This is a genomic window from Methylacidiphilum sp. Yel, assembly GCF_004421185.1.
Lineage (GTDB): Bacteria > Verrucomicrobiota > Verrucomicrobiia > Methylacidiphilales > Methylacidiphilaceae > Methylacidiphilum.
Map to the genome: position 1 here is coordinate 1 of NZ_LXQB01000020.1, position 11,635 is coordinate 11,635.

Genomic DNA, 11,635 nt, shown 5'->3' on the forward strand with positions numbered 1-11,635 from the left:
GAGGCCGATGAGAATGTCAGGGTCTATCAAAACCTCAACACCCTCATCGGAGAGCTTGCCCTGGCTAAATCTGGTCAGTTATCTCCAGGAATCCCCTGCCTTTAGGCATGGGGAGGATGTCAAACTATGAAAAACAAACAGGTAATCCTTGTAAAAAAACCTGAAGGCCTCATCAATGAGTCCCATTTTTCAATTGGATTTACTGACATCTCCTCTCCTAAAGAGGGCGAGGTCTTGGTTAAAAATCGCTATGTTTCGATTGACCCTTATTTGAGGCTTCTCACCGAAGAACCAACCACCTTTAGTAGAGGAGTAAAACCAGGAAACCGCATGGAAAGTTGGTCTGTTGGCGAAGTGGTGGAATCCAAGAGTCCAGTTTTTCAATCTGGTCAATACGTATTGGGATATCTAGGATGGCAGGAATATGGTCTATCGAATGAAAGGGATCTGAGGCCAATTGATCCATCGATTGCCTCTTTACCAGCTTTTTTAGGAGTGCTAGGGATGCCTGGAATAACGGCTTACCTTGGCATGTTTGATTACGGAAAGCCGCAAGCTGGACAAACCGTGTTGATTTCTGCCGCCGCTGGAACGGTCGGAATGACTGCAGGACAATTTGCAAAGATGCATAGCTGTAAAGTTGTTGGAATAACTGATTCAGAAGAAAAGTGTCGGTTTCTCCTTGAGGAATTGAATTTCGATTATGCGATTAATGAAAAAAGTGAAGATTTAGAGCAAAAACTTAAGCAATGCGTCCCTGAAGGTATTGATCTCTATTATGATAATGTTGGAGGAGAAACGTTGGATACGGCGCTTCTTTTTCTTAGAAAAAATAGTCGAGTAGTCATCTGTGGGATGATTTCCCAGTATAATGTAAAAACTCCATATGCTATAAAAAATTTTGAACGGTTACATTCCGCACGGGCTACTCTCAAAGGATTCATTGTGGGAGATCGGACAGATCGATGGCCTGAAGCCATTAGAAAATTGGAAACTTGGGTCAAAGAAAAGAAACTAAAGCATAAAGAAAATGTCTTTCATGGGCTAGAAAATGCTCCAAAGGCCCTTCACTCCATTTTTACTAATGCTCCCATAGGAAAGACTGTGGTCGAAGTCTGATTTCTATTTTTATCCGCTTAGCTTGAGCCAGAGGAAGAGGGAAGACTCGGTCTGGAGACAGGAAGAAAAAGTAACTCATTCAATAAGATCCAAAAGAGCAAGCAAAGGAATTGGTACCCAGGAAGGTCGACTACCCAACTCATAGCCTACTTCGTATACTGCTTTTTCAATTAAAAAGAAATCAAGTAAGGCAAAGAAACTTTGCTCCGTTGAAGGTAATATTGGGGCAGATCCAACCCTCTTTCTATAAGAGTCTAAATATTTTTCAACGATTTTCGAATACCAGAAGGCTGCCAAGATCCTCTTAGAAGGGTTATCCATTGGACTAAAAAAAGAGTAAGCCGCATAATGGAAAGATCTGAGCATGCCTGCGACATCTTTTAATGCAGGCCAGAGCATTTTTCTTTTGTCAATCGACCGATTAGGCTCACCTTCAAAATCGATGATAAAATAATCTGATCCAGTCCACAAGACTTGCCCGAGATGAAAATCTCCATGGATCCTTATTTTATAAGGGCTCTGCTCTTCAAGATCGGTTATTTTTTCTTTCAGTTTCTGGCAAATTCTCTCCGTTAAGGATTGGAACGAAAGGTTCCGTTGAGAGAGGATGCTCTGAAACCAGGGATTGGCCGAGGCATTGATCCATTTTTTGTCGATCTGTGCAATGGCTTCTTCAAAAAGCATTATTAAATCGGTTTTTTGTAGTGGTTCTGGTTCGAATCCCTCGATGCCTTGAGCACTGCTTAAAGCAAGGTGTAACTCGGCAGTTCTTTCCCCAAGATAAATGGCATCCAAATCAAAACAATCATGAGGGAATGTTTCCATAGGAAAATGAGACAAGACACTGCTGCTAAGGCTTTCTTTGGCAACTTTATGGTATCTTTCTAAACAACTCATCGCTCTTTTCCAACCATTGCCTTCGTTAGGCACATATTTTGTCAACAAGCCAATGACATATTTGCTACCATTGAGGAACAATTCCATTTTTCCCAGATAGCTAGGAATATTGCCAAAAGTGGTCTTTTCGGTTAGATAAGAAAGGATTTCAGATTCTGGATTCTCTCCTGCTTCCAGCTTCCTGTAGAGTTTGAAGAAAAATTTTTGATCAAAAATGTAGGAGCTATTAGATTGTTCTGTGCCTAAAAATTGTCCTTTCTTTTTAAAGGAAATATCCGTTTCGTTAAAGACAAGCTGCAAGCAACTGCCTCGTATACTGCCACGACGTCCTTTGCTTTCTTTTTTCTGCACAATCAATTCCAAAAACAGCTGGCCAATATCGTTATTGGATGTCGCTTCAATCCAGCAAAGGCCAAGATCCTCACAATAAAACAATATTTCCCTGCCACTATGCTGAGCTTCTAAAAGACTTTTTCTTTGGAGAGGCAAAAGAAAAAGATCTTGAGCTTCAGGTCCTTTATCATAGATTACCCTAAAAAAAAGCAGGCTTAATTCTTTCCTAAAAGGATCTAAAAAAATCTCTTCTTCGAATTCCAACTGGACAATTGACTGTGATTTTGAAGAAAACCAACGACAATGCGGTAAGTAGTCCTTTAGAGCTTTTATTGCAGCCTTTTTTCGTTGAGGAGTCTGACAAAAAAGCAAATCCATTTTTTTTTACTTGTGGGTTTTCGGTGTCAATAAAGCCCCTACCCATATTGGGAAAGCCGAAAAATATGAGCAGGACATATTTCAGGATCAAGTTTAACGAAATTCCACTCCCCATGCCATGTATAGGACACATCAGCAAGAAGGTCCATCAATTCATAAGGTTTTGAATCCTCTAATCCAACCATAGAAGGAGAAAAATTCACCCAGCCCATCTCCACATTCCTGCTCATGTTAACAACAATGAGAAGAGGATCAGCATGGGCGGGGGCCTCTTTCACATAAGCCAGAAGTCTGGGATTATCCGTCTGCACAAACCGAATATTATTAGTTCGCTGGAGAGCCACATTGTTTTTTCGAATATGATTAACCTTTCTAATAAAATCTTTGATGTTCCCAGGAGCCTCCCAATCCCATTTTTTGATCTCGTATTTCTCAGAATCTAGATATTCTTCCTTCCCTGGTTCAAGAGGAGTATTGATACAAAGCTCATAAGCAGGACCATAAATGCCATAATTAGAACTCAACGTGGCAGCTAAAACATGGCGCATTTTAAAAACTGAGGGGGGCGCATATTGAAGGTAACAGGGTAAAATATCTGGGGTATTAGGCCAAAAATTGGGCCGAAAAAATTCGACAAGAGGATAAGAAATCAACTCTTCCATATAAGCCCTTAGTTCAGCGGGAGTATTTCTCCAGGTAAAATAAGTATAACTTTGAGAGAAGCCTCTCTTTGCCAGTCCATAAAGCAACTTCGGCCTGGTGAAGGCTTCAGAAAGAAAAATTGTTTCTGGATACTCTTTTTTGAGCTCCCAAATGACCCATCGCCAGAATTCCAAAGGCTTTGTATGGGGATTATCCACTCGGAAGATCTTGACGCCTTGATTAATCCAGAAAACGAATATGCTCTTTAGCTCTCCCCATAAAGCTTCCCAATCGTTTGTTTCGAAATCAAAGGGAATAATGTCCTGGTATTTTTTTGGTGGGTTCTCCGCATATTGCACCGTTCCATCCGGCCTCCATTTGAACCAAGAAGGATGTTCGGTAACATAAGGATGGTCTGGAGAGCATTGAAATGCAATATCCAATGCAACCTCTATGCCATACTGCGCTGCTTTTTCTACAAAATGCCGGAAGTCTTCTAAAGTTCCTAGCGCAGGATGAACCGCTTTATGTCCCCCTTCCTCTGATCCAATCGCCCAAGGACTACCGACATCCTCAGGAGTAGGTTCAAGAGAATTGTTTTTGCCTTTTCTTGCTTTTTTCCCAATAGGATGAATGGGTGGCAAATAGACAACATCAAAACCCATGGAAGCAATTTCTGGGAGTAGCCTTTCGCATTCTTTGAATGTCCCATGTCTTCCCGCTACAATGCTCCAAGACCTAGGGAAAAATTCATACCAACTGCTGAATTGAGCTTTTGGGCGTTCCACAAAAATCAAAAACGGTTCCGTTGATTCCGAACTTAAACTTCTATTTGGATATTTCTGAACCAGTTGCTGGAGAGCAGGATTTTTGGCTAAATGTACTCGCTGCAGAATAGAAAGCCGTTCATTCTTAAGCTCTTCGATCCACCATTCCAACTCCTCATTGGGAGATAACTCTAGGAAATTTTTTTCCAAAAGCTGCACTCCAATCAATAATTCTACGCCAAGATCCTTATCGTCTTCAGGAAGTTTATAGAGTTTTTCCAGCCAGTTTTGCAAATGATCAATCCATCCAATGACCTTCCCTTCATAAATTCCAAGCTTATTCAGAGGAAATGATGCCTCCCATTCGTCATTTCCACACTCCACCATGGGAATTTCATTCCATTTTTCCTCATTGATATGTTTGAAAGCAAAACGAACTGAAATCTTTTCATGCCCATCAGCAAAAACATGGGCTCTGACAGTCATCCTCTCTCCAATAATTCTTTTGAGAGGAAAACCGCCACAATCTACCCTTGGGAAAATGTGATCGATGACTATCCTTCTTCTCCCATCAGAAGAAATAAGAGCTCTGTCCAGCAAATAGCTAGAGAGATTCTTCTTCATGATCACGGTCTTTTCATTTTTTCCAGCTGCTATAAATTGAAGCGCTGCTTGCTTTGAAGGATGTTGTCAAAAAGCAATATCTCAAGCCAAAAATCTATCTTTTAAAAAAATAACCCTCTTTCCCATTAAAAAATGTTACAAAGAGAGAAAAACTCATCTAATAGACTTTTTGTCCAATAGTCTGCTTTCCTAAAAAAGAATTTTAAGAAAGACCAAAGGGGAAAAGTCCATCCTCGCCACGAAATCGATACTTTTTTGTGTCTTTTTCGAAATCTTCGCTTGTCGTATTGGAATTTTCCTCAAAAAAATCGTCTTCTCCTTCTACTTGAATAAGTTGAATAGTAGACAGCTTCCTATCGATCTGTTCTAATTTCTGCTCGATTCTATCAAACCGCTCATTAAGGTGTTGATCAAGCTGGTCAATACGCTCAAGCACTAATTTCATAAGATACTGAATCTCATCCTGAGAACTGTCTGATTTGAGATTTTCAGTCCATGTTCGATTCAAAAAATCGATTTGTTTTTTAAAAGACTCAAGCCTATGTTCCAAATACCACCTACACCCCAAGAAGAGAAGAGCACAGCTAACAATGCCTATACAAATAAATTCGATGCTATATGAATCAATGAAAAACGATTTCATAATTTGTTCCTTATTTTCATGATATTAAATAAAATTATAATTAAAAGTGTCTTTTAATTTTTTTTCTAAAATCGTTACTTCCTCTTGTTCTTTCTTCCTTGATATAGTAAACCCAAAAAAACCATAGAAGTTCGATGCCCTCCTTTTGGAAAATATATCTGTTCCTTGTATTGACATTCCTTTCTTTAGGCGGATGCACTGGGGAGCAACAAGCTTCTTTTGCAAAAAATAAAATTGAAGAATACAAGCAAAATCCGACAAAAGAAAATAAAGAAGAAGCACAAGCCGCTCTCTCCGAACTCGATGCTGCAATCCACAAGCTTGAAGCTCAAATTTCAAAAGAAGAGGGAGAAACAAAAAAAGAAGATCAGCGGCGCTTAAACGATTTGAAAAAGAAAAGAGCAGAATTAAGTTCAGATTTTACAAAAGCCAAAGCTGATGCATTGCTAAAAGATCTAAAAGATTTTTTTCAAACTCCTCCCTTTTTCAATAAAACAAAAAATAATAAAAATCAGTAGTTTATAGTCTTTTAGTAGGTCAAAGGAAAAAGCTTGAAGTCACAAATTAGTACACAGGAGATTGTGCGAGTCGCATCGAAGGCTTGCTTCTCTTTTGATAGGTGGGATTCTGTGGTGTGAGAACCACTCTCTCATAGGCAAGCCGATAAAGCTTCACCTTCGAATATTCCTTTGGCCATAATTGCCAAAGGGAAGCTTTCTGATAAAAGTCTGAATACCATTTTCCCTTGTAATAGATCTCCATATGTCCGTAATGACTTTTTTTCCTCGGATAAAGAATATGGACATCGAAATCCCTTGGCTGTGAATTTGGAGGCTGCTCTCTATATAATCCAGTTTTAACCAATACTTCGCCATATTCCTTGGCATAATCCTTTCGATCTAATGGCCTGCCAATAAGTTTTTCAATGCATGTGCGGACTACCCGAGCACACATTCCCCCTGATGTTTTTCTTCTTTTTGGTAAATACGATTCAAATTCTTTTTTATTCACAACGACGACATTTGGACCGGGAGGAGTAAGATATTTAATTTTTTTGCAAGGCTCTTTGGAGGCTTTTGCTAAAAGGGGCTCTGTTCTAACGAAAAAAAGAAAAACGATAGCACCAACAAGGAGATAAACAGAGAATTTAGAACCCATACTGGGCTTGATTATTTGCCAAATATTTTAATGGAAAGCAATCTTTTTCTTTTCGCTCAGCTGGAGTGAAGCTAGGGTAAGATGTGCACCTAGCTCTGAGCTAGCGCAGGGAAAAGAAAGCAGTCATTGATTTTCCAATAAGATATTTTTGACATAACAAAAAATTGTTTTAAGAATATGGAGGATGGCTTCTATTGGAACCATCCAAAATTCAGGGAGGCAGCTACTAGTTTTAGATAAAGCATTAAAGAACGAAACCTACCTCAGAGATTCCTAGGTATCGAGAAAGGGGGGCTATTACGTAGCCTTAGAGTAAATTTGGGACCTTATACAGGAGAAAGGATTTTGCTATAGAAACTTTCACCACTGTTTCTCTTCCTCAACCTTCAGTGGATCAGCTCTTTACTGTAGCCAATCGTAAAGCTTTTTTAGTCGATGTCCCAAAGAAAAAAGTTCTTGGAATGATCGACCTTGGCTATATGGGCAATATTGTACTTAGTTCCGACCGTAAGTTTCTCTACGCTATAGAAACATTTTTTAGTAGAGGAACAAGAGGCACTCGAACCGATGTAATCACTGTCTATGATACGAAAAATCTTTCGGTCCTCCATGAAATAGAAATCCCCCCAAAACGCTTCCTTTGTGTGATGAAAAAAAACACTCAAGCATTGAGTGGCGATAACCGGTTTCTTCTTGTATGCAATATTAGCCCAGCTAGTTCGGTCAGTGTTGTCGATCTTCACCAACAAAAACTCGTTATGGAAATTCCCACCCCTGGTTATGTGTTGCTTTATCCTTATGAAACCAGAGGTTTTGCAATGATTGGACAGGATGGAGGCCTATTGCTTCTTTCATTAGACAATGAAGGCCAGGTAGAAGAAAAAAAGCGTATTTCCCCCGGTTTTTCCTTGGAAGATCCTATATTCGAGCATGGGATATATCTGAAAAGCACAAACCAATACTATTTCGTTTCCTATGAAGGAATGCTTTTGTCTTTGAGTCTTTCTGGATTAAATGCAGCATGGGAACAAAAATGGAATATAGCTTCTGGTAGTGGTTGGAGGCCCTGTGGCTGGCAGCTTCTGAGTTGCGATCCAGAAGAAAGACATTTTTACATTCTTATGCACAAAGCAGCCAAGGGAAAGCATAAGGACAGTGGAACCGAAGTTTGGGAAATTGGAAGAGCCGATGGGGTAGTCAAAAGAAAAATAGCTTTAGAAAGACCAGTAGATTCCATTCGCATCGTAGCCAAAGAAGAAACTTTACTCTGCGGTCTTTGTCGCAAAGCCTATCTGGATATTTATGATCTTCGCAATGGAACTAAAACCGCAACGATAGAAGAATTAGGAGAAGAAGCTCTTCTACTTATTGGATATGACGGCTAAAGAAAATGAACAATCCCATATTCCAAAATACCATTGAGTATTTTTTCTTTGACCTTTTTCTGTATTCTGCCATCCAAAAGATCCTCCATTTTTCTCCTTTTACTCGATCCGTGGAAGGCTACCAACTGCTGCCAAGATACCTTGTAGTTCCTTTATCGATTTTCATCATCCTCTCTGAAATCGGGGTAGCTGGCTCTTTTCTTTCTATCCCCACCCAAGCTGGTCTATTTTTAGCACTCTTCCTTTTAATAAGCTTCTCAGTAGCTATATTAGTTAATCTTCTTAGGGGAAAGAAAACGATCGATTGCGGCTGTTTTGGCCATTCAAAAGAGGCCTACTCATGGATGATTCTTCTTAGAAATATCATTTTGTGCGGTATCTTGGTCCTTCTCTCTTTTCTCCCTTCAACTCCTCGGTTCCCCACATTCTGGGAACGAATATTTTCTTTCTGGATTGGTACTATTTTTTTCGTCATTTTTTCAGGTTGGAACCAAATCATTACCAATGCTTCTCAAGCTTTATTGAAAAAAAAGATGCTTTATGACTGAACTGCTTATTGCTTCCCTTATTCTGTCGTGGGTGGCGATCGGCTTTCTAGCCCTTCTTTTGCTTGCACTTGCTCGACAGATCGGCATCCTTCACGAAAGGATCGCCCCGCTAGGAGCTTTGTCATTTCAGTGGGGAATCAAGGTTGGGGAAAAGTCTCCATTGTTCGAATTAAAAGACGTGGATCAGAATCGGCCTCAAGTACGAATCGGAGGGGAACATCCTTTGAAAAAAAATAGCCTTCTTTTATTTGTTTCTCCTTCCTGTCCAATTTGTAAGAAGCTTATACCTGGAGTAGCTTCTTTGAGTCGGTCACTCAACAATCTAGATATAATCTTTGCCAGTGATGGAGAAAATCTTGCCGCGCATCAACAGTACAGAGCCTCCACATTCTTATCCCCTTTCCCCTATGTCCTTTCAAGAGAACTTGGGGTTGCCTTTGGAGTGAGTGCCCTTCCCTACGCGATTTATCTTGACGCAGAAGGGAAAGTCATGGCAAAAGGACTTGTGAACAATTTAGAGCAGTTAGAAGGATTGCTCCATCATACTCAACAACAGAGAGAAGAATCAAAGGAAAGCCTAAAGCTGCCTCTTTCCAAAAAAGACTTTTCGAGATCCCCAGACTTTAAAAACACCAATCACCCAGCATGAATTGGATCGATCGGCTTGTCGAATACTGGTCTCGTCGTCTTGCCCTACGTGGTTCAAGGCGGGGGTTTCTGACTTCTTTGGCTTTATTTTTGGGAGCAGCCTGCAAACTCCTACCAGCTCCTATAGAACGCACCCAAAAACAAAGCACTGATTCAGAAGAGAAGGAGCTGACAGAGAGGACAAACGATGAGTCTTCCTGCTCCTACTGGAGATATTGCAGTATCGATGGGTTTCTTTGCAGCTGTTGCGGCGGAGGAGTCACGGCGTGTCCCCCGGGAACATTCCCTTCTCCAACCCACTGGGTCGGAAGCTGTAGAAATCCACTGGATGGCAAGCAGTATCTGATTTCCTATAGGGACTGCTGTGGAAAGGGATTCTGCGGGAGGTGCTACTGTCGGCAAACCAATGAAACAGAAATGCCTGTTTATCAAATCAACCGGAATAACGATACGATCTGGTGTTTTGGAGCACCGAACATGGTGTATCATTGTACAGGAGCCTCCATCTTAGGAATAGCTCAGGATTCTCATAAAGAATGAATAGGAAAAATGTCTGCTTTATTGCCCTTTCGATGGTCTCCCGCTAAATGGCATGGAATCTTCCATGGGAATATGGCTAAAAGTTTATTGCCTAGTGTATTTTTATCTGCTTTAGCTCTTTTTTCCATTTCCTCTGGAATATCGTTAGCTATGCCAAGAGAACAGGCACTCTATTTCCTTCACTGTGCAGGCTGTCATGGTTTAAAAGGAGAAGGAATCGCTGGAGTCTCTCCTCAGATTGCCCAAACGATCGACTTTTTCCTCCTAAGTCCTGAAGGCAGAAAATATGTAATCCAAGTTCCAGGAGTTGCTTTTTCTTCAATACCCGATGATGCACTTGCAGAGCTGTTAAACTGGCTTATTCTGAATTTTGGTCAGACTAAAAGAAACTTTCAAAAATACACAACTCAAGAAGTTGCGGTTGCAAGAAAAGAACCCTTGCTCGATATTGAGGAGGCAAGAAAAAGGATTTTGCTAACACTTCCCGAAAAAATCACCTTAATCAAGTCCTGGCAACGCTACGCCACATTCAATACAAGGAGTATCAAATAGAAAGAGATGGCTTTTGAAAAAACCAATTTTGATCCATGAAAAAGGAAAGGCCTTTTGTAGAAATTTTGGTTGTAATCGATTAGGTATAAAAGCAAAATAAATAGCCTCAGAGAGAAAGAGAGGAACTTCTTCGTAGCCCTCGTGGCGGAATGGCAGACGCACAGGACTTAAAATCCTGTGAACCGAATAGGTTCGTGCGGGTTCGAGTCCCGCCGAGGGCAGTTTTTTCTACGAAAGGCTAGCTGGAAAATCACCTCCTTTAAAGGGCAGAATGCAAACTGGCCTCAGTGCTTTATAATGAGTTGCAAATGTCATAGCTATGGCATGGAAGGGGTAATGAATGAGTAATGAACTTTTAAGAGAAGCTGCTGCTATTTGGGATGATCCAAATGAGTCTATGGAAAGTGTCGAAGCACGCATTCACGATGGAGTTCCAAAAGAGAAACTCACCGAGCGGGCAGATAGCTATGTAAATGTTGCTTTCAATCTTTTCCCTTATATCCAGTTTCCTACAAATGGTGTCGTCCTCGAAATTGGATCTGGCCTTGGGTATATTATGGAAGCACTGCACCGGGCATTGCTAGCCCACTCCACTCCGCCCCAAACTATTCTAGGGCTGGATATTGCTAAAAATATGATTGCTAAGGCAGAAAAAAGGCTTCAGAAAAAACCACCCTTTTGCTTCCTTCACTATGATGGAGTCAACATTCCTCTTCCCGATCAAAGCATCGATCTTATCTTTAGTGTTGCAGCACTACAACATATTCCAAAACCGTATGTTTATAATCTTTTTTTTGAAATCAAACGCCTTCTTAAGCCTTTAGGTTTTGTCGTTTTTCAGATCTTTTCCTTTCAAAGTTTTGTGCTTCAAGAAATGAATCAAGAAAAATGGTACAAAGAAATAAAACACCAAATTACTGGGGGAAAAACCCATTGGCATTATTTCTATGCCAGAGAGGAACTAGAAATAGTATTAAGACATGGGACAGGTTTTTCTAGTGTCGACGTAAGGGATGGAGGCGGCAGTTATTGGACATGCGCACATTCTCACTAATGGATAGAATCAACAAACTGTCTGTTTCTGTTGGCATTCCCATCTCCTCAGAAAGAAATGGGTTTCTGGTAGAAAAGCAATTTTTGCTCTATCAGTGGCATCTGTATAGACATCATGAGTTTCTTTTAGCTCCGGCTCTCACTCCGGTCCAAGGCTACAGGCTGCAACAGGTTGATGATCTGACCTAATCATTCTTTCCCAACAAACACTGGGTTTCGTATGGGATTGACATCCTCCCCATGCCTAAAGGCAGGGGATTCCTGGAGATAACTGACCAGATTTAGCCAGGGCAAGCTCTCCGATGAGGGTGTTGAGGTTTTGATAGACCCTGACACTCTCATCGGCCT

At 40.7% G+C, this 11,635-nt stretch carries 13 protein-coding genes and 1 tRNA gene; 10 read left to right on the forward strand and 4 right to left on the reverse strand.

Annotated features, from left to right (window positions below):
- Window positions 1-126: 126 nt before the first annotated feature.
- Window positions 127-1,119, forward strand: a complete 993-nt coding sequence (locus A7Q09_RS03610; protein ID WP_134389939.1) for an NADP-dependent oxidoreductase — start codon at window positions 127-129, stop codon at window positions 1,117-1,119.
- 75 nt (window positions 1,120-1,194) lie between these two features.
- Here the strand turns inward: A7Q09_RS03610 and A7Q09_RS03615 are convergent, their stop codons facing one another.
- The 3 genes from A7Q09_RS03615 to A7Q09_RS03625 form a co-directional block, all read right to left on the reverse strand.
- Entirely contained in the window at window positions 1,195-2,727 is a 1,533-nt protein-coding gene (locus tag A7Q09_RS03615; RefSeq protein WP_134389940.1) for a hypothetical protein, read from the reverse strand.
- A gap of 38 nt (window positions 2,728-2,765) precedes the next feature.
- Entirely contained in the window at window positions 2,766-4,760 is a 1,995-nt protein-coding gene (locus tag A7Q09_RS03620) for an alpha-1,4-glucan--maltose-1-phosphate maltosyltransferase (RefSeq protein ID WP_134389941.1), read from the reverse strand.
- 202 nt (window positions 4,761-4,962) lie between these two features.
- Entirely contained in the window at window positions 4,963-5,403 is a 441-nt protein-coding gene (locus A7Q09_RS03625; RefSeq protein ID WP_134389942.1) for a hypothetical protein, read from the reverse strand.
- A gap of 134 nt (window positions 5,404-5,537) precedes the next feature.
- Between A7Q09_RS03625 and A7Q09_RS03630 the strand changes: the two genes are divergently transcribed.
- Window positions 5,538-5,921 carry an enzyme of heme biosynthesis gene (locus A7Q09_RS03630; RefSeq protein ID WP_134389943.1) on the forward strand — a complete coding sequence of 128 codons (384 nt, stop codon included), beginning with the start codon at window positions 5,538-5,540 and terminating at the stop codon, window positions 5,919-5,921.
- Between the two features lie 46 nt (window positions 5,922-5,967).
- On the opposite strand, the gene A7Q09_RS03635 is transcribed toward A7Q09_RS03630, so the two are convergent.
- The gene (locus A7Q09_RS03635; RefSeq protein WP_134389944.1) at window positions 5,968-6,561 is read right to left on the reverse strand and encodes a hypothetical protein; all 594 of its coding nucleotides are present in this window, start codon (window positions 6,559-6,561) and stop codon (window positions 5,968-5,970) included.
- A 389-nt stretch (window positions 6,562-6,950) separates the two neighbouring features.
- On the opposite strand from A7Q09_RS03635, the gene A7Q09_RS03640 reads away from it, so the two are divergent.
- The 8 genes from A7Q09_RS03640 (at window position 6,951) to A7Q09_RS03675 (ending at window position 11,476) form a co-directional block, all read left to right on the forward strand.
- Window positions 6,951-7,946 (forward strand): amine dehydrogenase large subunit, encoded by a 996-nt coding sequence (locus A7Q09_RS03640; RefSeq protein ID WP_134389945.1) that lies wholly within the window; start codon window positions 6,951-6,953, stop codon window positions 7,944-7,946.
- 5 nt (window positions 7,947-7,951) lie between these two features.
- Window positions 7,952-8,494 (forward strand): MauE/DoxX family redox-associated membrane protein, encoded by a 543-nt coding sequence (locus tag A7Q09_RS03645; RefSeq protein WP_134389946.1) that lies wholly within the window; start codon window positions 7,952-7,954, stop codon window positions 8,492-8,494.
- On the forward strand, window positions 8,487-9,143 hold the full coding sequence (locus A7Q09_RS03650) for a thioredoxin-like domain-containing protein (RefSeq protein WP_134389947.1): 657 nt from the start codon (window positions 8,487-8,489) through the stop codon (window positions 9,141-9,143). The genes A7Q09_RS03645 and A7Q09_RS03650 overlap by 8 nt, the downstream gene beginning before the upstream one ends.
- On the forward strand, window positions 9,140-9,682 hold the full coding sequence (locus A7Q09_RS03655) for a methylamine dehydrogenase light chain (RefSeq protein WP_134389948.1): 543 nt from the start codon (window positions 9,140-9,142) through the stop codon (window positions 9,680-9,682). Before A7Q09_RS03650 ends, A7Q09_RS03655 begins: the two co-directional genes overlap by 4 nt.
- A gap of 9 nt (window positions 9,683-9,691) precedes the next feature.
- Window positions 9,692-10,234 (forward strand): cytochrome c, encoded by a 543-nt coding sequence (locus tag A7Q09_RS03660; protein WP_134389949.1) that lies wholly within the window; start codon window positions 9,692-9,694, stop codon window positions 10,232-10,234.
- Between the two features lie 135 nt (window positions 10,235-10,369).
- Window positions 10,370-10,455, forward strand: a tRNA-Leu gene (locus tag A7Q09_RS03665).
- Window positions 10,456-10,574: 119 nt separating this feature from the next.
- Window positions 10,575-11,288 carry a class I SAM-dependent methyltransferase gene (locus A7Q09_RS03670; RefSeq protein ID WP_134389950.1) on the forward strand — a complete coding sequence of 238 codons (714 nt, stop codon included), beginning with the start codon at window positions 10,575-10,577 and terminating at the stop codon, window positions 11,286-11,288.
- Entirely contained in the window at window positions 11,270-11,476 is a 207-nt protein-coding gene (locus A7Q09_RS03675) for a hypothetical protein (protein ID WP_134389951.1), read from the forward strand. Before A7Q09_RS03670 ends, A7Q09_RS03675 begins: the two co-directional genes overlap by 19 nt.
- The last annotated feature ends 159 nt before the right edge of the window (window positions 11,477-11,635 follow it).